We start from the raw sequence: 25154 nt of genomic DNA on the forward strand, positions 1-25154 counted from the left end.
GTTGGATGCACATTTTGCGGTCCAGGTTCCCGCCGACGATCCCGACGCGCTTTATCGGGATCGCGAGAACCTGGCCAGCGCCCAGAAAGCCGCCGACCTCTGGTCCGCCCGGCTCACGGCCAACCCGTACGACTTCACCGCGGCCTATCGGCTCGCCCAGGCCCGCTATTGGCTGGGGACCAACGGCCTGCCCGAACCGCAGCGCAAGGCGGCGCTCGAATCCGGCATCGCCGCCGCGCGGGCGGCGATGGCCATTGATGCGAAGCGGCCCGAGGGCCACTTCTGGATGGCCGCCAACATGGGCGCGCTCGCCGAGTCGTTCGGCCTGCGCCAGGGCATGAAATACCGCGGCGCCATCCGCGAAGCGCTGGAGACGACGTTAAAGCTCGAACCCGCCTTCCTGCAGGGATCAGCGGACCGCGCGCTGGGCCGGTGGTACTTCAAGGTGCCGGGCCTCTTCGGCGGCAGCAACAAGAAGTCCGAAGAGCATCTCCGCAAGTCCCTGACCTACGGCCCCAACAGCGTGATCTCACACCTCTTCCTCGCCGACACGCTGGCTGACATGGGACGCAAGGAGGAGGCGCGGAAGCAGTACCAGGCGGCGATCGATGCCCCGCTCGATCCCGACTGGACGCCGGAGGATCGGCGCTTCAAGGAGCAGGCGAAGCAGCTGCTGCAGAAGCTACGCTGACTTGAACGGATCGATCACTCGCACCGACCCATACGCCTGCCCGTGTGAGAGGTCTTCCGAATACACGACCTCCGCGCCCGAGACGTGCGCGGCCTGAATCACGAGGGCGTCCCAGAACGAGATCTGGTATCGCGCTTCGAGGTCGAGCGCCTCGAGAATCGCCTCGCCCCCGTTTACGACGACGTGCCACGTCAGGTAGTCGGCGACGATTTCGCGAGTGGTCTTGGTATCGAGCGGCGTGCGCGCCTTCTTGCGAAGGTTGACGGTCAGTTCCTGCAGCACCTGCGTGCTCACCACACCAGACCGGTCGCGCCAGAGCTCCTCGACCAGCGTCCTCGCGCGCGAGTGCTTCACCCCGGCTGCTGAGTCATGCGCGTACATCAGGATGTTCGTGTCGACGAAGAACCTATCGCTCATGCAGCTCGTCTCGCGACTTGGGAGGAGTGAAGCCGAGGTCGAACCCCTCGCGCAATCGCGCCAAGGCGCGCCGCCGCGCCTTGTCGAATGCCTTCCGTTCGCGGATCAGCGCCTCGAGCCGTTCCGTCAGGAGTGCGCTAATCGATTGCCCTTCTTCGGCCGCCAGGACCCGGGCCTCGCGGATGAGGTCGGCGTCGAGCTTGAGGGTGACGTTGGTCTTCATGTGAGGGTTGACTCGCTCCAGCCAAGATGAGCACGTATGTCACGTGCAGCACCATTCTACGTGCGAACCACGGGTTGGTCAACGGGGTTACCGCGGGATGCTACACTGCCGTCATGTCCCGGTCGCCGGCGTGTTCGAACGAGGAATTCCGCCGCTTCGTCGACCAGTACCGCGCACGGTGCTTGTGGTTCCTGCGGGAAGACTACTATCCGCAAACGCCGGCGGAGCGCGAGGAGGTGCTGCGCCAGATCGCGCAGCACGGCGACCGCGCCGCGTTTCTGCGCGTCGCCCAGTTCCGCACATGGCTCTCACAGTCTTCCAGCGCGACGTCTGCCAGCTCCTAGCCGGCCGGCGCCGGGCGGGCGGCGAAAGCTATGTGGCCGGCGGCATCGCCTTGAATGTGGCGCTCGAGGCTCATCGTCTGTCGCGCGATCTCGACTTGTTCCACGATTCCACCGAGGCCGTGGCACGATCGTGGGACGCGGATCGGCTGCTGCTCGAAGGCCACGGCTATGCCGTCGCCGCGATCCGCGAACGCCCGGGCTTCGTGCAGGCCACGGCCTCGCGGGACCACCACCAACTGCTCATCGAGTGGGTCCACGACAGCGCCTACCGTTTCTTTCCGCTCGTGGAGCACCAGGAACTGGGTCTGACGCTGCATCCCTTCGACCTGGCGACGAACAAGGTGCTGGCGCTGATCGGGCGACTCGAAGTGCGCGACTGGATCGATGTGATCGCCTGCGACGAGCGCCTGCAGCCGCTGGGATACCTGGCGTGGGCGGCGTGTGGCAAGGATCCCGGCTTCTCGCCGCTTGGTGTGATCGACCACGCCCGTCGCTCATCGCAGTACTCGGCGGAGGAAGTTGCGTCCCTGGCCTTCGAGGGGCCGCCACCTGACGCGGCCGACCTGTCGCGACGCTGGCGCCACGCCCTCGATGCCGCGCCGCCCCTGATTGGAAGACTGCCAGCCACCGAAGTCGGCAAAGCTGTGCTGACGCCCTCGGGGGAGTTGTTTCGCGGTGGCGTCGCGGACCTCGACCGGTGCATCAAGACTGGCGAGATTGTGTTTCACGCTGGCCGCCTGGGCGGAGCGCTTCCCCGGATCGCCGGCTGAGGGTTCCAGATGCCTGCCGTTCCCAGACGACGGACCGGTTGTGTCCCATGAACGGGCGGGGCGGTGACGCGACACGGGCACGACGATGACTGTGTCCGGTCACGGATGCTCACCGCCATCGCCGCGAGCGAGTCTTCGATGCCGTTGCGCAGCAGCTTGGCCGCCTTGCCTGTCGATCAGGCTGCCATCGTCGAGCGACCATGTGGCTCTGGCTCGTCAGAAACAACGCGCGCCCGTGCACGACCGGAAACGCGTCATACGGAATGCCGTATGGTGCCACCCAGGCCAGGTGCCCGTCGCTCAACTGGATGCCGAATGTAGTGCCACCATGTGCCACGATTCGAATCGACTCGATCGACGAATGTGATGTCGAACTACAGGTGAAATAGTTGGTGACGAGCGGTGTGTCGGAGGCGTGAGGCTCGACGTCGTCAAGAAGGGGCCGTTCCCAGGCGACGTCACCTGACCGCAAATCGATAGCACATACTCGCGGGTCTCTCGTCCCAGACTGTGTATGAGGGACCAAGAACTGATAGTCGCGAAATGTGTGCCCGATGCCCCAGGGATGCCATGGCAAAGAGATGCTTCGGCGAGGCTGCCCAGTGTCGGAATCAAACTTGGGAGAACGTCCGCTACTTCGACGAGAGAGCGCCGGAGATACTCGGCGCCGGTTCACGATCGCGTCCGGACCTCGTGTTGGCGCTTGGCAACAAGATCATCGAAGTCAAGAACATCACCTCTTGGTCTGCGAGCGATGGCCTGCAATTCCAGAACCGCGTCTTGGCAATCTTGAATAGCGCGCCGCAACTAGACCGACGGGATCTGGACGCAGTCAAGGCACTCCTAGAGTCCCGGCTCGGTTACTTCGTGCGAGCACCCATACCGATTCGCCACCTCCAGCGCATGGAAGGCGCCCTTGAAAGGCGTCAATCCATCAAGACCCGTGTTCTTGAGGCTCGACCGCATGAGCTAGCGCATTTTGCGCTGGTCACGCGATCCTCAGACGACGAATTTGGCAGACTTTGCACGATGTTTTCAACCAAGTTGGCGTGGAAATTGCCGACTGGCTGGAAACAGTGCAAAAACTGCAGGCTCTGACCTGCCTTACTTCGCCGCGTACTCGTAGAAGCCCTTGCCGGACTTCTTGCCGAAGTGGCCGGCCAGCACCATGCGCTTCAGCAGTGGTGGCGGCGCGAAACGGGCTTCGCGGAACTCGTCGAACATGATGTTCGCGATGTAATACGTCGTATCGAGGCCGACGTAGTCGAGCAGCGTGAACGGGCCCATCGGGTAGCCGCAGCCGAGCTTCATGCCGTTGTCGATATCCTCGACCGTCGCCAGGCCTTCCTCGAAGCAGCGGATCGCGTCGAGGAGATACGGCACGAGCAGGCGGTTGACGATGAAGCCGCCGCGGTCGGGGGCCGTCACCGGCTCCTTGCCGATCGCGCGGGCAAACGTCATCAGCGCATCGTAAGTTTCCTGGCTGGTCGCGAGCGCGCGAATCACTTCCACCAGCTTCATCAGCGGCACTGGGTTGAAGAAGTGCAGGCCGGCCACCTTGTCGGGCCGCGTGGTGCCGGCGCCAAGCTCGGTGATGCACAGCGACGAGGTGTTGGACGCGATCACGCAGTGCGTGCCGACCACCGCCTCGATCTGGGCGTAGGTCTTCTTCTTGACCTCGACGTTCTCGACGATGGCCTCGATGACGAGGTCGCAGTCCTTGAGGTCTTCGAACCTGGTGGTGCCGGTGAGGTTGGCGAACACGGTCGCCTTCTGCTCCGGCGTGACCTTGCCCTTCTCGATGCCGCCGGTCAGGAACTTGTCGATGCGGCCAATGCCCTTCTTGACGACGTCCTCGTTCACGTCGAGGACGAAGGTCTTGAACCCGGCCGCGGCCGACACCTGCGCGATGCCCGCGCCCATGAGGCCACACCCAATCACGCCAACGGTCTTGATTTCCATTACAGCGCCTCCACGATCATCGCAATGCCTTGACCGCCGCCAATACAGGCCGAGGCCACACCGTATTTCTTGCCGCGCCGGCGCAGCTCGAGCAGCAGCGTCAGCAGAATGCGCGCCCCGCTGGCGCCCAGCGGATGCCCAATGGCAATGGCGCCGCCATTCACGTTCACCTTGTCCCGGCTGAGGCCGAGCTCCTTTTCGCAGGCGAGGTATTGCGCCGCGAAGGCTTCGTTGATCTCGATCAAGTCGAGCTGCCCAAATGTCATCCTGGCGTGTTCGAGCGCCTTACGGATGGCCGGCGCCGGGCCCATCCCCATCATCGTCGGCTCGACGCCGACCGTCGCCCACGACACGATGCGGCCAAGCGGCTTGAGCGCGTGCTTCGCGACCGCCTCTTCACCGGCAATCACCAGGGCCGCCGCGCCGTCGACAATGCCGCTGGCGTTGCCGGCGGTGACGACGCCGTCTTTCTTGAAGACAGTGGGCAGCTTGGCCAGGATCTCCATGGTCGTCTCGGGACGCAGGTAATCGTCCTGCGCGATCACGGTCACGCCCTTGCGGCCCGGGATCTCGACCGGCACCACTTCGTCGGTCATGATCCCGGACGTCCACGCCTTGTGCGCCAGTTGCTGGCTGCGCAGGGCGTAGGCATCGGCGTCTTCGCGCGTGATGCCGTACTTCACGGCGCAGTTCTCGGCGGTGATGGCCATGGAGCAACCCGCGTAGGGATCGGTCAACCCTTCCCACAGCCAGTCTTCGAGCTTGCCTTGCCCCAGCTTGAAGCCCGAGCGCGCGCCGCGAATCACGTGCGGCACCTGGCTCATGTTCTCCATGCCGCCGGCGAGCACGACGCCCGCTTCTTCCAACTGGATCTGCTGCGCGCCGCTCAGCACCGCCTGGATGCCCGAGCCGCACAAGCGGTTCACCGTCAGCGCCGGCACTTCGATCGGCACGCCCGCCTTGAGGCCGACATGACGCGCGCCGTAGTGCGCGTCGACACTGCTCTGCTGGACGTTGCCGAACACGACGTGGTCGATCCACTCGGGCCTGGTGCCGGTGCGCTCGAGCGCGCCCTTCGACGCAATCGCGCCAAGCTCAATCGCCGACACGTCCTTGAGCGCGCCGACGTGCTGCGTCATGGGTGTCCGGGCGCCGCCGAGAATGAAAACTGATTTGGACATATTGTTCCCACGGCAGCACTAAAGTGCTGCCCTCCTGGCAAACCTGGCGACCTGTGCCGCCCTCCTGGCAAGCTTCACTTCGAAATTCTTTTCGAGATCCAATCCCCTACCTCGCGCGTGCCGAGCGGGCCGCCGATGTCGGACGTGGTGTGATTCTGCGCGATGGCGGCCTCGACGGCCCGCTCGATCGCCTTCGCTTCGTCACCGGCGCCCAGCGTTTCGAGCATCAGGGCTGACGACAGAATCGCGCCGATCGGGTTGGCCACGTTCTTTCCCGCGAGCGGCGGGGCCGAGCCGTGCACGGGCTCGAACAACGAGGTCTTGCCCGGGTGAAGGTTGCCCGAGGCCGCCATGCCCAGGCCGCCCTGCAGCGCCCCGCCGATGTCGGTGACGATGTCGCCGAACAGGTTGTTAGTGACGATCACCTGGTACTGACCTGGGTCCTTCACGAGGAACATGGCGAGGGCGTCGATGTACTGATGCGTGGCGGTGATGCCCTGGTACTCCGCCGCCACTTCCTTGTAGACGCGCTGCCACAGGGCGTGGCCCTGCTGCATGGCGTTGCTCTTGTCGGCCATGCACACCTTCGTCAGGCCGTTGGCCTTCGCGTACTCAAACGCGTGGCGGATGATGCGGTTCACGCCCTTGAAGGTGTTGATCTCTTCCTGGATGGCGACTTCGTCTGGCGTACCGGCCTTGAACCGGCCGCCGACGCTGACATAGACGCCTTCGGTGTTCTCGCGGAAGACGACGAAGTTGATGTCCTTGCGCCCGCGATCCTTCAATGGGCACAGGCGATCGGCGAGCAGCCGCACGGGGCGGTAGTTCACATACAGATCGAGTTCGAACCGCGTGCCGAGCAGGATGTCGCGCGCGTGCTGGTTGCCGGGCACCCGCGGGTCGCCCAGCGCCCCGACGAAGATCGCCTGGAACTCGTCGCGCAGCATCTGGTAGCCGTTGGCCGGCAGCGTCTCGCCGGTCTTCAGGTAGTGGTCCGCGCTCCACGGCAGGTGCACGAGATCGAACCGCCGGCCGAACGCGGCCGCGGTCGCCTGCAGCACTTTCACCGCCTCCGCGGTGACGTCCTGGCCAATGCCGTCGCCCGGAATGACCGCCACTCTCATGCGTGAACGTCCTCGGCCGGGTGAGTTATGGGGAGCATGAGAAAAAAGATACTATCAAACGAACGTTCAAAAAACCCCTGTATTTACGGGCCAAAACCGAAAACCAGGCCAGGGTCTGGCCCATAACCCGTGCATTTCGTCCCATATTCCTTCGGATTCGCACCACATTCGGCCTCGTCCGTGGGCTACCATCGAGGAGTCCCGGTGACCCGGGGCCGTTGGCGGCGGTAACCCCGGCGCCGGTGAGTTTCCTCATTCTTTCTGTTGCGTTGTTGTTTGCTTTCCAAAGGAGGAAAGGTAATGTTCGCAAAACCTTTCGCAGTAATCATGTTGCTTTGCACGTTGGTCGCGCCCGCCTGGGCGCAGGATCAGCGTGGTTCGATTGAAGGCGTCGTCAAGGACGCCTCGGGTGCCGTCCTTCCGGGCGCTACCGTTGAAGCCACCGCTAACGGCGTCGTCAGCGCGACGGTGACCGACGCGGTCGGCCTGTACCGCTTCCCCTCGCTCCCCCCCGGCAACTACCGCGTCAGCGCCAACCTCCAGGGCTTCGTGGCCCGGGAAGTCGTTGAAGTGCGCGTCGGCCTCGGCCAGATGAAGAAGGTGGACTTCGCGTTGCCGCTCGCCGGCGTCGCCGAGACGGTGACCGTGACCGCCCAGACCCCGCTGGTCGACGTGCGCAGCACGTCGCGGCAGGCCAACATCCGCGCCGAGCAGGTCGAACTGCTGCCGAAGGGCCGCGACTTCACCACGATGGTGACGCAGGCGCCCGGCGCCAACCAGGAAAACAAGCTGGGCGGCATCTCGATCGACGGCGCCAGCGCCGGCGAGAACCGCTACATCATCGACGGCATCGAGACCACGAACCTGGTCAGCGGCACGTCGGGCAAGCGACTGATTTCCGACTTTGTCGAAGAAGTCCAGGTCAAGTCGAGCGGCTACACCGCGGAGTTTGGCGGCGCCACGGGCGGCGTGATCAACGCCATGACCAAGAGCGGCACCAACGAGATGCACGGCAGCGGCATCTTCAACTACCAGAGCAGCTCGCTGTCCGGGGACCGGACCCCGACCCTGCGCCGCAACCTGGTGAACGACGACATCGCGGAGTACATCACCTACCCAAAGGACGATGAAAAGCGGACTGAGCCCGGCTTCACCCTGGGCGGCCCGCTCGTCCGCGACCGCGCCTGGTTCTTCGGCGCCTACCTGCCGGTCATGGAAACGACCACGCGCAACGTCAGCCCGACGAGCGCCGGCAACCCCGCGGCGGGCACGGCCTCGGTCGAGCAGAAGACGCCGGCGCAGAACATCACCGCCAACGTCACCGCGCAACTGAGCAACAGCCTGCGCGGCCGCGTGTCATACAACAACAGCTGGCGTGAAACCAACGGCCTGTTGCCGGCACTGACCGGAACCGATCCGGCCGGGACCAACTACACCAAGACCTCGAAGTTCCCGAACTACTCGGTGTCGGGCAACCTCGACTGGGTGGCGTCGCCCCGGTTCTTCCTCGGCATGCGCGGCGGCTACTACTTTGCCGACCAGAACGATTCGAACGTGGTCGAACAGCCGCGCGTCATCTTCTCGACCGGCAACAACATCGGCCTGCTCGACACGCCGGTGAGCCTGCAGCGGGCGAGCGGGTTCCAGAACATCCCCACCAACACCAAGGTGACGCGCGACCAGCAGACGCGTCTCTACTTCCAGGCCGACGGCACGCTCTACGCCAATGCAGGCGGCGCGCACCAGATCAAGTTCGGCGTGCAGGCCGACCAGGTCGGCAATAACGTGCTGAGCGGCGAATCGGCGAACCTCGTCCGGATCCGCTGGAATACCGCCCTTGGCGGTCTCCGTGGCCCGTATGGCTACTACCAGGTGCGCAGCAACGGTGTGGTCCCCAAACAGGGTTTCATCACCGAGGGCGACGTCACGACCACCAACATCGGCCTGTTCATCCAGGATTCCTGGACCATCAACAACAAGCTGACCATCAACGCCGGCGTGCGCACCGAGCGCGAGCGGGTGCCGACCTACTCGACTCAGGAAGGCGTGCCGGACTACGGCGTCGAGTTCAACTTCGCCGACAAGCTGGCGCCGCGCGTCGGCTTCGCCTACGACATCAAGGGCGACGGCAAGTGGAAGGCCTACGGTTCGTGGGGTGTCTTCTACGACATCTTCAAGCTGGAACTCCCCCGCGGTTCGTTCGGCGGCGACAAGTGGCTCGAGTACTACTACACCCTCGACACGCCTGACTGGACCAACCTGACGGCCGGCGCCCAGTGCCCCCCGGCCTGCTCGGGCACGCTCATCCGCGGACCCGTCGACTTCCGGTTCGTCTCGCTTGACGCCGATCACCAGGATCCGGACCTGAAGCCCATGAAGCTGCAGGAAGCCTCGGCCGGCATTGAACACCAGCTGAACGACATCATGGCGGTCAGCGTCCGCTACGTGCACAAGCAGGTCGATCGCGCCATTGAAGATACGGGCGCCCTCGACGCCGCCGGCAACGAGATCTACATCATCGCCAACCCGGGCTTCAACCTGGCCTCACTCGCGTTCACCAACCCGAACGTGGCGAACCCGAAGGCGGTCCGCGACTTCGACAGCGTCGAGTTCGCGTTCGACAAGCGTTACGCCAACAACTGGTACCTGCGCGCCGGCTACACCTGGAGCCGCCTCTATGGCAACTACTCCGGTCTGTCGCAGTCTGACGAGAACGGCCGCACCAGCCCGAACGTGGGCCGGCTGTGGGACTACCCGCTGATGATGTTCCAGGACGGCGGCAAAGCAGCCCTGGGTCCGCTGGCGACCGATCGCCCGCATCAGTTCAAGAGCCAGTTCATCTACATGTTCGGCTTCGGCACGAGCGTGGGCGTGAACGAATACATCGCGAGCGGCCTGCCGGTCACGCGCGAAATCGGCATCTACGCGCCGAACAACCTGCCGGTCCAGTACCTGGGCCGCGGCAGCGACGGCCGCACGCCGATGTTCTCGCAGACCGACCTGCTCGTGCAGCACAGCTTCAACGTGGGCGGCTCAAAGGAAGTGCAGCTGAGCCTGAACGTGCTCAACCTGTTCAACCAGGACACCGCGGTTGGGAAGCACTCGACCTACCACAAGACCAACGGCGTGACGCCGGACGAGGCCTTGTTCTACACCGGCCGGCAGAACCTGGCCGACCTGATCGTCAGCCAGAACATCGTGAAGGATCCGCGTTTCCTGATGGACAACGCGTTCCAGACGCCGATGCAGGCCCGGATCGGCGTGCGCTTCCTCTTCTAAGCGCGCTCCGCGTCGGATATCATCACTGCCCCGCGGGCTTCGGCCCGCGGGGCAGTTTCGTTTTGGGGGGATCGCCCAGGAGGCTCCATGCGCCACATACTCGCCCTCGCACTTGCCGCACTGACGTTGACCGGCACCGCGGCTGCGCAGACAACCCCCGAACGCGACCGCGCCCGGCCCCACAACCGGCAGGGGTGGGAACTGATGTCGGCCGAGTCGTTTGAACGGGCCGCCCAATCGTTCCAGCAGGCGGTGGCCATCGACAACACCTTCGAGGACGCGTTCTACGGGCTCGGCCGGGCCCAGATTGCCCTGAAGCAATACGTCTCGGCGATCGCCACGCTAACCACTTGCCGCAAGCTCTATATCGCCCAGGCCGGGCGCCACTTCACCAACCAGCAAGATGCCCAGCGCTACCGCCAGGATCGCATCACCGAAATCGACGAACAAGTCCGCCAGGTGCAGACGATGCCGCCGAGCCCGCAGCAGCAGAACCTGCTCCGTCAACTGAATAACCAGCGTCGTGACATTCAGAATGCGATCGCGCGCGGCAACGACATGAGCATCGACGCGTCGGTGCCGCCGTGGGTGTCGCTGTCACTGGGCAGCGCGTACTTCCGGTCAGGCAAGCTCGCCGACGCCGAACGGGAGTACAAGGCCGCCATCGCCGTTGACGGCAGGTTCGGCGAGGCGCACAGCAACCTCGCGGTCGTCTACTTCGAAACCAACCGCATCGCCGAAGCCGAGGCGTCGCTGAAGGCTGCGAAGAAGGCGGGCTTCAGGGTGAACCCGCAACTCGAACAGGCGATTCGGGACCGCAGGCCGTAGGGCGAAATGCGCCCTTTCGTCTCCCTTCCCTGCCACTTCTTGTCGATGCCAGTGACGAGTTGTGTCACTTTTTGAGTGCGCCACACGTCTATTTCTGTAGGAAACGCACATTTCTGTCTGGCGCGGTTCTTGTAGATATGGGGACAGAGGGAGTGCGCACATGAGACCCGTCCAAACGCAGGCCGACAGCACAGCAATGCCGCGAGCCCTGATCGTTGGCGCAGGTCCCGAGGCGCTGGCTGGCATTCAGCCGATGCTCGGCACCACCCGCTACCGCGTCGACTTCATCGACAAGGACGACACCCCGTACCTGGCGATTCGCCGGCGGCGTCCCGATCTGGTGGTGTTGTGTTTTGCGCCGGACGACGAAGAGGCGTGCCAGGTGCTGCAGATGCTGCAGCTCGATCCGGCGACGCGCCGGCTGCCCATCCTCACCTACGTCAACGGCGAGGCCTACGCTATAATTTCGAGCCAATGGCCCCGGAAGACAACAAGCGCGATTCCAAGCGCATCGAACTCCTGGGGGCGTTACACGGCGAGGTAATGGTATTCCAGCCGACCGCCGTGCGCCAGATGAGCCACGGCGGCATGCAGGTGGAAACCGGCTTCCCCCTGCAGCTGGATTCGCTTCACGAGTTCCGCCTCACCCTCGGCGATCGCTCGGTCGTCGTCAAGGGCCGCGTCGCGCACTCGCGCATCAGCGACGTCGACCAGGACATCATCACCTACCGCACCGGCGTCGAGTTCATCGAACTGTCGGACCGCGTCGCCGCCGCGATCGCGCACTTCGTCGACGAGCTCACCAAGTAAGTTGAAATTTGAAAGTTGGTAGTTGGTAGTTGAAGTTTGCAAGTGACAGTTTCAGTTCCTGAAACTGAAACTGAAACTTCCAACTTCAACTACCAACTTTCAACTCGTCAACTTTCAACTCTCAAGTTTCAAGTCCTGCCGAGGTGTTCGAGATAATCGCCCGAGTTAATGCGCTGCGCACGTCCGAGCGGCGCGTTGTAGAAGTATGCCCACGCCTGTTCCGTCCGGCCGTCGTCCAGCGTCACGTCGGTGAGGATGCGGGTGTAGAGGCTGCGTGCCGGTTCGCTCGGCCGGTAGCCCTCGATCTCGTCGAGCGCGGCCAGCACCGGGGCGGTGTCGAGCATCTCGTAGACCTCGCCCCAGACCCGGCCGGGGTCGTCGGTGGGAACCGCTGCGGGATAGATCCCTAGATCGAAGAGCGCGGCCCCAATGGAGCCACGCCCTGAGTAGTTGAGCTTCGGAGTGACGCGGAGCCGCCCGGGCCGATTGAACGGCGACATCAGCGTTCCGTAGAAAAAGACGTGGTCAGGCACGTCCGCGCATATTACCTCGCGGGAGCACTGAAGTGCTGCCCTTCTGGCACTACTGGATGGCGGCGGCTTTGCGGCCCTTGGCGAGGCCCTCGAGCACGTCGAGCACTTCCGCCGGCACCGTGAACGACAGGGCGACGTTCTTGCCTTCGCCCGACAGCAGCAGCGAGTCGGCCATCGCCTGCATGCCGGGCTGGCTACCCGCCTGCATCTTGGCCAGTGCCAGCACGCCCTTGAGCACATCGCGCAGGTTGGCGGCCGAGGTTTCGTCCTTGGCCTCGGCCTTGAGCACGCCGCTCACGCCCCCGTTGATGTGGCCGGCCGCCGAGAACCACGTGATGGCGGGCATCTGCGCGGCGATTTCGGTGGGCAGGCCCGACTGGTGGGCAATGGCGTCGAAACGGCCCACTGCCCAGGCGTTGGCGTTGTCGAGCTCGCTCACGAGGCGCATCATCTCGATGTTGCCCACGACGTTGCGGTTTTCGCGGCGCGCGTCAATCGAAGCTTTCACGCCGGTCACGCTGCCGAACGCGACCAGGTCGGCCGCGACGAACCCAAGGGCCATGCCCTCGTCTGCCGTGTCGCGCTTTTCCTCGTGGAACGCAATCAGGCGCTTGCCCTGGTACTCGGAAACCGTGGAGCCATGCTCGAGCGCCAGCGCCTCGATGCGCGACGCCTCGAACCGGCCGCGGACCAGCAGCAGGAATGCCTCGTTGGGCTTGTCGGCAATGTTGCCCTTGGGCATCACGGCGGCGACCACGGTGTCGATGTCTTCTTCGAAGTTGAGGCCGGTCTTCTCCTCGAACTCGTTCTTCTGGTTCTGCGAGGGCTCCATCTCGGTGAACCGCTTGCGCAGCTGTGAGTTCATCACGTCGCGCACGTTGGCGTAGGCAACGACCGCCGCATCGGCCGGCACGTACTCGAGCTCTTCCGGACCGGCGGCGCTCGTCAGGACCGAGACCGGCAAGCCCATGTAGGACGCGACAATGCCCGTCCCCAGGCCAATAGCCAGAATCGCGCCCGTAACCGCCACGAAGTATCGCGTCTTGTTCGACATGCGGGTCTCCTGCTTGAGTATACGGACTCGCCGGGGGCGTTAGTTCCGCAATTCGTCACATTTCTGTCGTTTTAGGCGCTCTTTGGGGCGCCCTTCGGGCGTAGGGCTCGGCGCTCCGCGCCTGGTAGGGCTCGACCTTCGGTCTTCGTAGGGCTTGGCGCTCCCGCGCCTCGTGGGGAATCCCCCAGGACGGCCCATCGGGCCGACCCCAACGACGGCGGCGGAGCCGCCGAGCCCCAGGAGGGGCGACTTGTCCACCGAAGCGCTCGGCGCGAAGGTGGAAGCCCCGACCCCCCTCATTTTTCAAGAATCTCGAACACCCGGCTGACCCGGCCGACCGGCTGGCCGTCGACGGTCGCGACCACGCTGGCGGTATAGCGGCCCGGCGGAAGGCTCGAAGTGTCAATTTCCGCCGCATTTATGATGACCGACGCCCCGTCGACGGTCTGGACGGCCATCAGGAACCTCCGTACTGGCTCGGCGGTGCCGGCAGGGATCACCTCGATGACCGCCCTGGCGCCTGCCAGGCGGTCCGCGTCGGCGGACATCAGTTCGATCAAGGCCGACACCGGCGTCCCCTGGGTGACCCGGGCGCGCGGTAGAAGCCTTCCACCCTCGCTGATCCCGACGACCAGATCGCTCAATTGCAGCTCGCCGGCGACTCGCAGGCCCGCAGCCAGTGGCACATCAACAACGCCGGCGCGGCCATCCGCATCCCTCGCGGCCACGCGCAGGCGGTATCGCCCGGGCAGGAGCTTCGCCGACGTCGTCATGACCAGTGGCCCAGGTGTGCCGGCCTCGAATGTTTGCTGGCCGGTGGCGACCACATTGCCGTCGTTGAAGACCGCGAATGCCCAATCGGCCGGTAACCGCGCCCGCTCGGCTGAGAGCTCCGCCGAGATCAACACCCGGAGCGTGCTCTCCTCGGTGCCACGGGTCGAATACGCGGTGGCGCTAATCGCGAGATCGCTGATGTCGGTCGGCTGGTTCAGGAGCGCCAGCAACGGATCGGCGGCCGGCGTCCCCGGCTTGCCCTCCGAAGCCTTGGCAACCGAGGGCTTGCCCTCCGAAGCCACGGCGAAGGAGGGCCGCGGGGCGACCTCGGGCCGCGAGCGCACCGTCAGCCCCGGCCGCTTGACCGTAACCTCCAGCGAGCGAGGCGAGCCGGACGTGTCTTCGGGCCCGCTCTCGACCCCGAGCACGTAGAAGTTGTTGATCTCGGTCGTGATGCGATCGAAGACGCCGGTCGCGCGGCCCACCCCCATGAACAGCCGCCCGCCGGTCATGCCGGTCAGGGCGCCGAGGCCCGCGGTCGCCTCGCGGCCGCCAAAGGCAGAGGTGACGGTCCGCCGGTCGGTGACGTTCGAGTCGGGTTGGTCTAGGTGCACGGCGTAGAGGGTCAACTGCGCCTCGGCTGCCTTCTGCGAAAACCGTTGAAAGCGCGTCAGCAGGTCCTGGCCAAACTGCAGCCCGCCGGAAATGAGGATGACGTGTTTCGAGCCGCGCAGCGGGGCCAGCTTCGCGGCCAGGCTTTCAAGGACCGAGGTCGTGGTCTCAACGTGGGCGCGCCCAATCTGCAGCAACTCGCGCGCCTGCACGATGAGGTCGGGCGGACAACGGTTCTGCAGTCCCCCGTTGGGGTCGGCGGGGATGCGATAGCACTCGCGCTCGATGACCTCGGCAATGACGCGAGAGTCGCCTCGCTCGTAGGCGAGCGCTTCATCCCAGGAAATATTGCGGTCACGATACATGTCCTGGCGCGGACGGGTGCCCGACATCAGGGGCAACGCCGCGCGCACGCGGTCGTGGTCGCGGGTCAAGTCCACACCGCCGACCGGCACACCGACCAGGCCGACCGCGTCGGCGGGTTGCAGTCCGTCGATGACGGCGGTGGCCGCCTCGAGCAGGGCGGCCTCGTTGCCTGGCGCGAGCGAATCGCGATCGACCACGATCACGACAATGCGGCCCTCGGCGCCCAACGCCCGGCCACGGCTCTCGCGCGCCGGTGCGGTCGTGCCACCAGCGGCCACCACCATGCCGTCGCCGTGAAAGTCGGCGAAGACCACCTTCCGCGGCCGCCCGCCAACCGTGACCGAGAAGTCTTCAGGGCCGAGATTCCGCACCGGCACACCATCGCGATCGAGCGCGGTCGCCTCGAACGTGATGAGATCGATGCCGGTCCGAAACGCGGGCGCCGGCTGCTGGCCGCCCCCGGCCGCATGCGGAGCCGCGGCGATTGCCACGACCACGAGCCATGACAGGACGGCGATGCGCAAGACAGGCACACTCATGCGATCGACTCTACTGCTTTGGGACCACGAGCGCCGCGGCGGTGCCGAACTGCTTGAAATCCGAGTACTTGGCGCGGGTCGTCGATCGCCCGACCGACGGGGTGATCTTCAGGGTGATGGGGCCGCTGTAGAACTCTGCCATCTCAGACGGCAGCCACAACCCCAGCACCGGGTGCGGGCGGTAAGTGACCTCGATATCCGCCGAGCTCTCGATCTTGTCCCAATACATGGTCGGCACCGCGGCCTCCCGCCGCCCTTGCGTAGCCGACGGGTTGAGCGGGGGCCGCTGGCTCGGGGCTGTCTGCACCGGCGACGTCATCTGGTCGGCAAAGTTCTTCATTTGCAGGCGCGTGCGCACGACGGTGCCATCATCGGGCTTGACCCACAGCGTTCCCGACACCGGCACGTCCACGCCGGCTGCGGTCATGACCAGGGTCGGCGTGCGCGTTTCTTTGAACGCGATCTCCCACGTCTCTTCGCCGTTGATCTTCCTGGTGCCCTTGCGCGTGAACGCAAAGCGCGCGAGGTTATCCGGAATAAAGAAGAACATGGCGGACGTCGGCACGTTGAAGTTGCGGCTGACCGGCCCGACGTTGAACCGCGAACTCTCGTTGGCGATGCGCTGCAACTCGGTGGCGTCGGTGGTGGTTGTCGCGGTAAACAACGACACCAGGCGGTCGCGTCGATCCGCGATGGCCGTGCCATTCACTTCCACCACGTCGCGAAAGCCCACCCAGCCCGTTCCATCACCGGTCTTGACGATCGCAAACTCCGCCACCAGGCGGCGCGGTGGCGTAGGCGCGGCGGCGCCCTCGAACATCACGGTCTGCGTGTATTCCTCGATTGCGACCACGAGGGCCGCCTTTTCGCCGTAGCTGCTGATGTAGGCGCCCATGCGCGCCAGCACGGGTGGCAGGCTTTGATCGGGAGGCGCCTGGGCTGACGCGGCAACTGCGGCCAGGGCGATGAGCGCGATGATCACGTGCGCGCGGTGTCCCAAAAGGCTTTCCTACTGCTCGAGAATGTACTCTTTCCGCTCGACCACGCGCGTGGCCAGGTAGAGGAAGACGACCAGGTATGCAAACAGCCACGCCAGTGACACCGCCACCGGCGGGTTCTCCCGAAACATCCCCTGGAGGATGCTCGCCACGCCGTCCGACGGCATGGCGTGGGGCACCAGTGACTGCATGTAGAAGGCGATTGTGAACTGCTTCAGGTAGCCCGGCAGGGCCATCACCACCTGCTCCCAGCCAAAGGCGAACACCAGCCCGATGACCAGGGGCCGCTTGAAGTAGGCCCCGACGAAGGCAAACAGGGCCCCGTACACCGCCAGCCCCAGGGCCAGCAGTCCGAGGTCGGTGACCAGCGAGCCAAATGTCGCGGGCAGCTCCGAGAAGGGCACCAGCAGGAAGAAGACGATCATTACCGACGGCAGCACCACCAGCAGGGTGCACGCCAGGTAGGCCAGGTACTTGCCCACCAGCACCGCGCCGCGCGGAATCGGGCGGGTGAACAGGTAGGTAATGGTCTTGTCTTCCACCTCGTCGGCCATCAGCGCCGTACCGTAGAACACGCCCAGCACAGGGACGATGAAGCGGAGGAACAGCATCCAGATCATCACGCCGAAAATGCCGAAGCCGGCGACGCGCTGGCCGTTGACGCGCAGCGCCGACATCCCGAACAGCTCGAGCACCTTGACGATCACCGCCAGCAGCACCGGGCCGCCGACGACCAGCGCCATGAAGATGGTGCGGCGCGACCACAGCATTTCGCCGAGCGACAGGTCGAACACCCGGCGCGAGGCGGCCCAGAAACTCATGTGCTTGTGCTTCGGGATGGCCGTGGTCATTGCTTCACCAAGTACTTGAAGACGGCCTGCAGGTTGTCGTCGGGCGACTGCACTTCGTCAATGCGGCCGCACTCCCCCGACGCGGCAAGCTCGGTCAGCCGCGCATAGAAGCTGTCGGGCTTCGACGTCTCCACGATCACCGCGCCCGGCTCGAACTTCATGCTGAGCACATCGTCTTCCTGCATGAACTTGCGCGCCAGCGCGCGCGGGTCGGCGCCGCGCACGAACACGGTGTGCGGGTGCGTGTCGATCAGGTCGCGAATCTGGTGCACGTTGCCTTCGGCGAGGATGCGGCCGTTGTTGATCAGGAGGATGTTCGAGGTCATCGACTCGATCTCGTGCAGGATGTGGCTCGAGACGATGATGTGCTTGCCGGCGCGCGCCCAGTCCTTGATCAGGCGGATGGTCTTGCGCCGCATCAGCGGGTCCATGCCGGTGAGCGGTTCGTCGAGAATCAGCAACTCGGGGTCATGGACCAGCGCCTGGGCGAGCTTGACGCGCTGGCGCATGCCCTTGCTGTAGGCGCCAATCTTCTTGGCGCCCGCGTCGAGCAGGTCCACCTTGTCGAGAGCGGCCTTGGCCGCGGCCTCGGCTTCCGCGTCGCTGTAGCCGTTCAGGCGCACGAGCGCGTTGATCCATTCGAAGCCGGTCATGCGGTCGTAAAACGCGTCCTGCTCGGGACAGAAGCCAATGCGCGCGTAGACGTCGGGGTTGCCCCAGATCGGCTCGCCGAGCACGCGAATGGTGCCCTGGCTCGGCTTCAACTGCCCCGTCATCAACTTCATGAACGTCGACTTGCCGGCGCCGTTCGGCCCGAGCAAGCCGGTGATGCCCGGCGGAATGGACACGGTGACGTCGTTGAGGCCGCTGACCTGCCCGTACCACTTGGACACGTGATCGGCCTGGACCAGCACCAATCCGGTTCCCGACTCCCGACTCCCGACTCCCGACGTGGCGAAGCTTGTCGTCATGTGACGATCTCCACCCCGCGGACGCGGCGGCTCAGGATGAAGAACGACGCGCCGATCAACACCAGCACGGTGATCCCGGCGATGGCCGGCGACAACTGGTAGCGCGGCGGCAACCGGAAGATCACGTCACCCAGTTGCTCGAGCGAGGCGGTCGGCGACAGCCACGCGAAATTGGTGCGGCCGGTGATGCCGCGCAAGGCGTTGAAGAGCGCGGTGGTGAAGAAGAACAACCCGGCAAACATCACCCCCACGAAGCGGCTGCTCTTCGACAGCGACGACAAGGCCAGCATGGTGGTTGACGCCAGCAGCACCTGCGCGAGCGAGAACAAGGTGATGGCCGGCAGCAGGTAGAGGTTGTTGCTGATGAAGGTCAGGCTGCCGGCGAAGATCGCCTGCGTCAGCAGCAGCATCATGGCCGGCAGGAACGTCACCGACACCAGGAACAGGAACAGGATGGCGAGCTTGCCGGCGATATACTCCGCGCTCGTCATCGGCTTCGACAGGTAGAGCTGCAAGGCATTGGCGCGGCGGTCGTTGGCGATCAAGCCGGCGCCGACGTAGATGGTCACGAAGAACACGAACGCGCCCTGCTGGTCGAGGAACTCGCGGAAGGTCTCGCCCTTGGGCGCGAGAAACGACGCCTGCTGGAACGTGGCCGAGACGTAAATCTGCACCGCGCGGACGACGAAGGGCGCCCAGGCAAACAGCATCAAACCCAGGAACTGGCGCTTGGAGATGACGCTCATGATGCCGGCACGGGTCATCACCCGCCAGGCCTGGCCGATGGTGGCGCGGGTGCCGCCGTAGCGCCGATAACCCTGATCGTGAATGGGCATGGGCTACTTGTCTCCCACCGCGCGCGCGAACACGTCTTCGAGGGTCGGCACGCTGGGACGCACGTGACGCACCTGCACCCGCTCGCGGGCCGCCAGGTCGAACAGCACCTTGGGGTTGTCGCCGGCCACACCGGGCACGAACACCCGCATGACGTCTTCATCCGAGTCTTTGACGTCGAAGCCCTCGCTGCGCAGCACGCTGATGAACTGCGTCTCGTCGCCCTTGATCCGCAGCTCGTAGACGCGACCGGTGGTGCCCTTCAGGGCGTCGATCGGTCCGTAGGTGGCGACCGTGCCCTTGTCCATGACGACGACGTGGTCGCAGGTGAACTCGACGTCGGGCAGCAGGTGCGACGACAGGATCAGGTTGACGTTCTTGTTGTGGGCGAGATCGTGAATCAGCTCGAGCATCTCGTCGCGGCCCTTGGGGTCCATGCCGTTGGTGGGCTCGTCCAGGAACAGCAAATCGGGGTCGTGGACAATGGCCTGGGCCAGCTTGATGCGCTGCTTCATGCCGGTCGAGTAGGTCTCGATGTTGCGGTAGCGCGCCTCGCCGAGGCCGACGTAGTACAGCACTTCGTGCGCGCGCTGCATGGCGTCGGTCGTTGGCAGGCCCGACAACTGGCCGCAGTAGGCGACAAACGACACTGCGTTCATGCCGGGGATGTGGGAATCGCTTTCCGGCATGTAGCCAATCCGCTCGCGAATCTCGAGCGGCTGCGTGGCCACGTCCATGTCGATCACCTTCATGCTGCCCTTGTCGGGCACCAGGAAGCCAAGCAGCGACTTGAGGAGGGTGCTCTTGCCGGCGCCGTTCGGGCCGAGCAGGCCGACCGCCCCCGGGGGGAACACCGCGGTGACGTCCGTGAGCGCCCACTGCTTGCCGTAGCGGACGCTGAGATTCTGGCACTGGACCACCGGTCCGGCGAACCGTGGCGCGTCTAAGGGATGGGCCTGGCCCGCACCCGTTTCGGTCATCTGCGTTGAGTATACGGCTCTAAGGGTTACAGCGTTCCCCGAAGTCCCAAGGCGTCAGCCTCGAGCCTCAGGAATCCAATCACGTTGGTGACGTGCTGTTCGAGGGGCAGCCCCATGAGCTCGGCCCCGCGAACCAGGTGATCGCGCGGCACCTGCCTGGCGAACGCCTTGTCCTTCATCCGCTTGATCACGGAGGCGGCCTCGAGGTCGAGCACGCTCTTGGACGGCCGCACCAGCGAGGCCGCGGTGACAAAGCCCGCCAATTCGTCGCAGGCCACCAGGGTCTTCTCGACCGGCGACTCCGGCTGCACGCCGGTGATCTCCGAGGCGTGCGAGAGGATGGCCCGCATGACCCACTCCGGGTAGCCAAGTGACCGCAGGTGCTCGCAGCCCTTGTTGGGATGGTCGCCGAGCGTCGGATACTTCTCGTAGTCGAAGTCATGGAGCAGCGCGACGACGGCCCACTCCTCTTCGTTGGCACCCTGCTGGCGCGCGTACCCGCGCACGGCAGCCTCCACGGCGAGCGCGTGCTTGCGCAGGCTCTCGCCCTGGGTCCATTCGGTCAGCAATTGCCAGGCGGCTTCACGTGAGAGGGTCATGCCGGAAAAGAATACTCCAAGCCCTTGCGAATGACCGCCGCGGCGTGCGCGTTGACCCCGTAGGCGTCGAGTTCGGCCCCGGTCACCCACTCCACCGCTTCGGCATCCGAGCCGGCCACCGCGTCGCCACCGGGTGACGCGCACACGAAGTCGATGATCACGAAGTGGTAGCGGATGCGGCCATCGGGGTCGCGGTGCACCCGGTCGAACGTTTCGATGATCGGCCCCGGATAGACCTCGAGGCCGGTCTCTTCCTTCACCTCGCGGCGCATCCCGTCGATCAGCGATTCGCCGAGGTGCAAATGGCCGCCGGGCAACGACCACTCGCCCTGGCGTGGTCCATGGGCCCGCCTGACGATCAGCGCCCGGCCGTCGCGAACGACGACCGCGCCGACGCCGACCACGGGTTGCGCAGGGTATTCTCTGGCCATATGAAGTCACACACAGAATATCTGACCTTCACCATTCCCGCGCGCGTGGGTTTCGAGAACATCACGCCGCAAGTGGCGGCCGCCGTCGGCAAGAGCGGCGTCCGCGAAGGCCTGGTCCTGGTCAACGCGATGCACATCACCGCCTCGGTCTTCATCAATGACGATGAGCGTGGGCTGCACCAGGATTACGCCAAATGGCTCGAGGCGCTGGCGCCGTTCGACGCGTCACCCACCCGCTACGCCCACAACCGCACCGGCGAAGACAACGCCGACGCGCACATGAAGCGCCAGCTGATGGGCCGCGAGGTGGTCGTCGCCATCACCAAGGGGGCGCTCGATTTTGGCCCTTGGGAGCAGATCTTCTACGGCGAGTTCGATGGAAAGAGAGCGAAGCGAGTGCTGATCAAGGTGATCGGCGAGTAGTCACAGCGGGAGACTGGCTGCGGCATTGAGATCAGCTGGCGCAAGCCGCCCGGCGTCGAGCAAGCGGATCCCAGCGGCGGCGATCATCGCCGCATTGTCGGTGGACAGCGCGAGGCTCGGGATGTAAACCGGGATCTCGCTGCGCCCGGCTCTGGCCAAAGCCTCGTGCCGCAATCGCGAGTTCGCCGACACGCCGCCGGCGATCCCAATCGACTTGGCGCCGTGCCAGTGGGCGGCGGCAAATGCGCGATCAATCAGCGTGTCGACCACGCGATACTGAAAACTGGCCGCGAGGTCGGCGATTTCGTTGGGCGGCAACTGCTCGGTGCCGAGCGCCGCCTGCCGCTGCCGCACATGGCGCAGCACGGCCGTCTTGAGCCCGCTGAAACTGAAATCAAAGCGGCCATCCCGCTCAGGCGCGTTGCGGTCGGGATTGGTCAGGCGCGTGCCCGGAAAGCTGATCGCGGTGTCGCTTCCGTCGCGCGCCAGACGATCGAGAATCGGCCCGCCCGGATACCCCAGGCCGATCAATTTCGCCACCTTGTCATACGCCTCCCCCGCCGCATCGTCCCTCGTCCGGCCAAGCAGTTCGTACTCCCCCTCCCGCTGTACGAGATAGAGGCTGGTGTGACCGCCCGAGACCACGAGAATGATGGCCGGCAGCGGGATATGCCCGTGTTCGAGCCAGATCGACTCGATGTGGCCGGCGAGGTGGTTCACGGCCACGAGCGGCTTCTGCAGCGCCCACGCCGCCGACTTGGCGAACGACACGCCGACCAGCAGCGAGCCGACAAGACCTGGGCCCTGGGTCACGGCCAGGGCGTCGACGTCCTGCCATGTGGCGCCGCCATCAGAGAGCGCGCGCTCGACCACGCCACAGATATCGCGCACGTGCTGGCGCGACGCCAGCTCCGGCACGACCCCGCCCCACTCGCGGTGAATGTCCACCTGTGAGGCAACGACGTTCGATCGCATCGCCCACGGCTTGACCGCATCCGCGGTCTGCTCGACCAGGGCAGCGGCGGTTTCGTCGCACGATGTCTCGATGCCGAGGACTAACATGGTTCAATCACGCCGGTTCAAGCACGAGGGTTCAATCACGCCGGTTCAAGCACGAGGGTTCAAGCACGAAGGTTCTCGAGAAACGGTGGCTTGACGATACCCCTCTCAGTGATGATCGCGGTGATGTATTTGCTCGGCGTGACGTCGAACGAGGGGTTGCGCACTCGCGCCCCTTCGGGCGCCAGCTGCACCGATCCCACGTGGGTCACCTCGCGCGCATCGCGCTCCTCGATGGGGATGGCATTGCCGTCGGGCGTGGCCAGGTCGATGGTGGACCACGGGGCCGCCACGTAGAACGGAATGCCATGCTCTTTCGCGAGCACGGCCACCGAGTAGGTGCCGATTTTGTTCGCGGTGTCGCCGTTGGCGGCAATGCGATCGGCGCCGACCACCACCAGGTTAATGTCACCTGAACGCATGATGGCGCCGGCCATGTTGTCGGTGATGACGGTGGTATCGATGCCGTCCTTCACCAGCTCCCACGCCGTGAGCCGCGCGCCCTGCAGGAAAGGCCGCGTCTCGTCGGCCAGCACGCGCACCTTGCGGCCGGCTTCGACCGCGCCACGGATCACGCCGAGCGCCGTGCCGTAGCCGGCGGTGGCCAGTGCCCCGGCGTTGCAGTGGGTGAGGATGCACGCCTCTTCCGGCACCAGCGTCGCCCCGAACGCGCCAATCGCCCGGCAACTCGCCACATCGTCATCATGAATGGCATCGGCGGCGGTCCGAAGCCGCGCCTTCAGCTGGTCCACCGATTCGCCGGCCAGGGCGCCCTCGGCGAACGACTGCTTCATTCGCTCGATCGCCCAGAACAGGTTGACGGCCGTCGGGCGGGTGGCGGCCAGCAGGTCGCAGTTGCGCTGGAACTCGGTGGTGAACTGCTTGGTGCCGGTGGCCTTGCTGCGCGCGGCGCCGAGCGCCAGGCCCATGGCCGCGCACACGCCGATCGCCGGCGCGCCGCGAATGACCATGGTCTTGATGGCCTTGGCCACGTCGTTCACGCTGCGGCAGGTCACGTACACCTCCGTGGCCGGCAGCTTGCGTTGATCGATCATGACGATGTCGGGGTCTTGCCACGCGATTGTTGGGAGCATCTGTTACAGGATCATACCGGGAAGGCACAGCTTGCCGGGAGGGCAAATCTTGTCGGGAGGGCACTCCTGGTCGGGACTACTGCGAGATTCGAAACAGGTGGGTCTGGCTGCGCAGGTATAACTCGCCTCCGACGATCACCGGGGAGGCAATGAACGACTGGTTGGCCAGCGTATTGGTCGCGAGCACCTCCAGCGTGTCGCCCATCTTCACGACCACCACGTCTTCGTCTTCGGTCGCCAGGTAGATCTTGCCGTCGGCGCCAACCGGCGACGCCTTGAAGCTATAGGGCTTCGGCAGGCGTGCCTGCTGATACGCCGGCACGCCGGTCGTGGCGTTGAAGTTGCTGACCAGGCCGTTGTCGGTGAGCACGTAAAGACGGTTGTCGTGCAGCAGCGGCGACGGAGTATACGAGGCCCCGCGCGCCGTTGACCACGCCAACGCCGCGGCGGTGAGCTTGCCGGTCTGGCCCAGGGGGATGGCCATCAGCATCTTCAGCGTGTGGCCACTCATTGCGAAGACGAGATTACGGTACTGCACCGGTTGCGGGATGGTGTTCTCGCCCAGGCCCGGCACTTCCCAGATCAGTTTGCCGGTCTCGAAGTCGTAGCTGCGAACGGTCAGCCCGCTCATGATGATCTGACGCCGGCCCGCATGCTGGGCGACGTACGGGGCGGCCCAGTTGTAGGGTTCGGTGCGGGCGGTGCGCCAGATTTCGCGGCCGGTCGCCGGATCGAGCATCACCAGAAACCCGAGGTCGAGGTGATCGAAGTGCAGCAGCAGGCGGTTGTCATGCAGCGTCAGCGGCGTGCCTTCGCCGAAAGCCATGTCCATCCGCATCTTCACGCCGAAGTCCTTCTTCCACAGGAGGGTGCCCTCCAGGTCGTAGGCATACAGCCCACGCGAGCCGAAAAACGCGAAGACGCGCGTGCCATCGGTCACCGGCGAGTTCGAAGCGAAGCTGCCGTAGGTGCGGTGATAGCCCTCGTGCGGGGTGGCCACCGTCGCGGTCCGCTGCCAGGCCACCTGGCCCGACGGCCGGTCGACGGCGATCACCTCGAACCGGTGTTCGAGGCCCGAGTCAGCGCCGCCGCCGGCCCGGCTCCGTCCCTCGGGAGCGGTTCGCTTGCCGGTCGGAATCGCCGTGGTGAAGTACAGCCGGTTGCCGGTCACGACCGGCGTCGAATGACCGCGGCCAGGTATCGCCAGCTTCCACTTGATGTTGGTCTGGTCGTTCCAGGTGAGCGGTGCGTCACCGTGGGCCATCCCCGTGTTGAAGGGGCCGCGCCATTGCCGCCACTCCTCGAGCGCGGGTTTGACCTGTGCCGACACCGAGGCCAGGAGCGTCACAGCCACCGCGGCCGTCGCCGCCCAGAGTTGAAGCATGCCCGATGTTAAACCGATTGGAC

Annotated in this window: 26 protein-coding genes; 8 read left to right on the forward strand and 18 right to left on the reverse strand. The window is 65.2% G+C overall.

The genetic code is table 11. From position 1 onward, the window contains the following. The first annotated feature begins 1 nt into the window (after nt 1). On the forward strand, nt 2-691 hold the full coding sequence (locus Q8T13_04515) for a TRAP transporter TatT component family protein (protein ID MDP3717015.1): 690 nt from the start codon (nt 2-4) through the stop codon (nt 689-691). Here Q8T13_04515 and Q8T13_04520 read toward each other — a convergent pair. Both Q8T13_04520 and Q8T13_04525 read right to left on the reverse strand, forming a co-directional pair. Continuing rightward, nucleotides 683-1108, reverse strand: a complete 426-nt coding sequence (locus tag Q8T13_04520) for a PIN domain-containing protein (GenBank protein MDP3717016.1) — start codon at nt 1106-1108, stop codon at nt 683-685. The two genes, Q8T13_04515 and Q8T13_04520, sit on opposite strands and share 9 nt — an antisense overlap. Continuing rightward, the gene (locus Q8T13_04525) at nt 1098-1331 is read right to left on the reverse strand and encodes a DUF6364 family protein (protein ID MDP3717017.1); all 234 of its coding nucleotides are present in this window, start codon (nt 1329-1331) and stop codon (nt 1098-1100) included. The genes Q8T13_04520 and Q8T13_04525 overlap by 11 nt, the downstream gene beginning before the upstream one ends. Nucleotides 1332-1444: 113 nt before the next feature. Between Q8T13_04525 and Q8T13_04530 the strand changes: the two genes are divergently transcribed. Next, complete coding sequence (locus Q8T13_04530; GenBank protein ID MDP3717018.1) at nt 1445-1675, forward strand: hypothetical protein; 231 nt, start codon at nt 1445-1447, stop codon at nt 1673-1675. Then, nucleotides 1633-2445: a nucleotidyl transferase AbiEii/AbiGii toxin family protein gene (locus Q8T13_04535; protein ID MDP3717019.1), complete on the forward strand. Its 813-nt coding sequence runs from the start codon at nt 1633-1635 to the stop codon at nt 2443-2445. The genes Q8T13_04530 and Q8T13_04535 overlap by 43 nt, the downstream gene beginning before the upstream one ends. Nucleotides 2446-3549: 1104 nt before the next feature. On the opposite strand, the gene Q8T13_04540 is transcribed toward Q8T13_04535, so the two are convergent. The 3 genes from Q8T13_04540 to Q8T13_04550 form a co-directional block, all read right to left on the reverse strand. Further along, nucleotides 3550-4407, reverse strand: a complete 858-nt coding sequence (locus tag Q8T13_04540; protein ID MDP3717020.1) for a 3-hydroxyacyl-CoA dehydrogenase family protein — start codon at nt 4405-4407, stop codon at nt 3550-3552. After that, a complete protein-coding gene (locus tag Q8T13_04545) occupies nt 4407-5588 on the reverse strand; it encodes an acetyl-CoA C-acetyltransferase (GenBank protein ID MDP3717021.1) in 1182 nt (393 codons plus the stop codon). The genes Q8T13_04540 and Q8T13_04545 overlap by 1 nt, the downstream gene beginning before the upstream one ends. 74 nt (nt 5589-5662) lie before the next feature. Beyond that, complete coding sequence (locus Q8T13_04550) at nt 5663-6712, reverse strand: isocitrate/isopropylmalate dehydrogenase family protein (GenBank protein ID MDP3717022.1); 1050 nt, start codon at nt 6710-6712, stop codon at nt 5663-5665. A gap of 327 nt (nt 6713-7039) precedes the next feature. On the opposite strand from Q8T13_04550, the gene Q8T13_04555 reads away from it, so the two are divergent. The 4 genes from Q8T13_04555 to Q8T13_04570 all read left to right on the forward strand — a co-directional run bounded on the left by Q8T13_04555 (nt 7040) and on the right by Q8T13_04570 (nt 11629). Beyond that, nucleotides 7040-9991, forward strand: a complete 2952-nt coding sequence (locus Q8T13_04555; protein MDP3717023.1) for a TonB-dependent receptor — start codon at nt 7040-7042, stop codon at nt 9989-9991. Between the two features lie 87 nt (nt 9992-10078). Further along, nucleotides 10079-10819 (forward strand): tetratricopeptide repeat protein, encoded by a 741-nt coding sequence (locus Q8T13_04560; protein ID MDP3717024.1) that lies wholly within the window; start codon nt 10079-10081, stop codon nt 10817-10819. A 160-nt stretch (nt 10820-10979) separates the two neighbouring features. Next, nucleotides 10980-11363 (forward strand): hypothetical protein, encoded by a 384-nt coding sequence (locus Q8T13_04565; GenBank protein MDP3717025.1) that lies wholly within the window; start codon nt 10980-10982, stop codon nt 11361-11363. Next, complete coding sequence (locus Q8T13_04570; protein ID MDP3717026.1) at nt 11363-11629, forward strand: PilZ domain-containing protein; 267 nt, start codon at nt 11363-11365, stop codon at nt 11627-11629. Before Q8T13_04565 ends, Q8T13_04570 begins: the two co-directional genes overlap by 1 nt. Before the next feature lie 128 nt (nt 11630-11757). On the opposite strand, the gene Q8T13_04575 is transcribed toward Q8T13_04570, so the two are convergent. The 10 genes from Q8T13_04575 to Q8T13_04620 all read right to left on the reverse strand — a co-directional run bounded on the left by Q8T13_04575 (nt 11758) and on the right by Q8T13_04620 (nt 21171). After that, nucleotides 11758-12162 (reverse strand): gamma-glutamylcyclotransferase family protein, encoded by a 405-nt coding sequence (locus Q8T13_04575; protein MDP3717027.1) that lies wholly within the window; start codon nt 12160-12162, stop codon nt 11758-11760. 49 nt (nt 12163-12211) lie between these two features. Beyond that, on the reverse strand, nt 12212-13216 hold the full coding sequence (locus Q8T13_04580) for a hypothetical protein (protein ID MDP3717028.1): 1005 nt from the start codon (nt 13214-13216) through the stop codon (nt 12212-12214). Nucleotides 13217-13512: 296 nt separating this feature from the next. Beyond that, a complete protein-coding gene (locus Q8T13_04585; GenBank protein ID MDP3717029.1) occupies nt 13513-15507 on the reverse strand; it encodes a VWA domain-containing protein in 1995 nt (664 codons plus the stop codon). A 10-nt stretch (nt 15508-15517) separates the two neighbouring features. Continuing rightward, nucleotides 15518-16507 carry a hypothetical protein gene (locus Q8T13_04590; GenBank protein ID MDP3717030.1) on the reverse strand — a complete coding sequence of 330 codons (990 nt, stop codon included), beginning with the start codon at nt 16505-16507 and terminating at the stop codon, nt 15518-15520. A gap of 9 nt (nt 16508-16516) precedes the next feature. Continuing rightward, entirely contained in the window at nt 16517-17356 is an 840-nt protein-coding gene (locus Q8T13_04595; GenBank protein ID MDP3717031.1) for an ABC transporter permease subunit, read from the reverse strand. Further along, nucleotides 17353-18327 (reverse strand): ABC transporter ATP-binding protein, encoded by a 975-nt coding sequence (locus tag Q8T13_04600; GenBank protein MDP3717032.1) that lies wholly within the window; start codon nt 18325-18327, stop codon nt 17353-17355. The genes Q8T13_04595 and Q8T13_04600 overlap by 4 nt, the downstream gene beginning before the upstream one ends. Continuing rightward, nucleotides 18324-19163, reverse strand: a complete 840-nt coding sequence (locus Q8T13_04605; protein ID MDP3717033.1) for a hypothetical protein — start codon at nt 19161-19163, stop codon at nt 18324-18326. The genes Q8T13_04600 and Q8T13_04605 overlap by 4 nt, the downstream gene beginning before the upstream one ends. A gap of 3 nt (nt 19164-19166) precedes the next feature. Beyond that, a complete protein-coding gene (locus Q8T13_04610) occupies nt 19167-20141 on the reverse strand; it encodes an ABC transporter ATP-binding protein (protein MDP3717034.1) in 975 nt (324 codons plus the stop codon). A gap of 26 nt (nt 20142-20167) precedes the next feature. Next, nucleotides 20168-20740: an HDIG domain-containing protein gene (locus Q8T13_04615; protein MDP3717035.1), complete on the reverse strand. Its 573-nt coding sequence runs from the start codon at nt 20738-20740 to the stop codon at nt 20168-20170. Next, nucleotides 20737-21171 carry an NUDIX hydrolase gene (locus Q8T13_04620; GenBank protein MDP3717036.1) on the reverse strand — a complete coding sequence of 145 codons (435 nt, stop codon included), beginning with the start codon at nt 21169-21171 and terminating at the stop codon, nt 20737-20739. Before Q8T13_04620 ends, Q8T13_04615 begins: the two co-directional genes overlap by 4 nt. Between Q8T13_04620 and Q8T13_04625 the strand changes: the two genes are divergently transcribed. Further along, entirely contained in the window at nt 21172-21594 is a 423-nt protein-coding gene (locus Q8T13_04625; protein ID MDP3717037.1) for a secondary thiamine-phosphate synthase enzyme YjbQ, read from the forward strand. Here Q8T13_04625 and tsaD read toward each other — a convergent pair whose 3' ends face one another. The 3 genes from tsaD to Q8T13_04640 form a co-directional block, all read right to left on the reverse strand. Continuing rightward, nucleotides 21595-22656, reverse strand: a complete 1062-nt coding sequence (tsaD, locus tag Q8T13_04630) for a tRNA (adenosine(37)-N6)-threonylcarbamoyltransferase complex transferase subunit TsaD (GenBank protein MDP3717038.1) — start codon at nt 22654-22656, stop codon at nt 21595-21597. A gap of 59 nt (nt 22657-22715) precedes the next feature. Then, nucleotides 22716-23747, reverse strand: a complete 1032-nt coding sequence (gene mtnA / locus Q8T13_04635) for an S-methyl-5-thioribose-1-phosphate isomerase (protein ID MDP3717039.1) — start codon at nt 23745-23747, stop codon at nt 22716-22718. 76 nt (nt 23748-23823) lie between these two features. Further along, the gene (locus Q8T13_04640) at nt 23824-25131 is read right to left on the reverse strand and encodes a PQQ-binding-like beta-propeller repeat protein (GenBank protein ID MDP3717040.1); all 1308 of its coding nucleotides are present in this window, start codon (nt 25129-25131) and stop codon (nt 23824-23826) included. Nucleotides 25132-25154: the final 23 nt, after the last annotated feature.

Source organism: Acidobacteriota bacterium (genome assembly GCA_030697165.1).
GTDB lineage: Bacteria > Acidobacteriota > Vicinamibacteria > Vicinamibacterales > UBA2999 > 12-FULL-67-14b.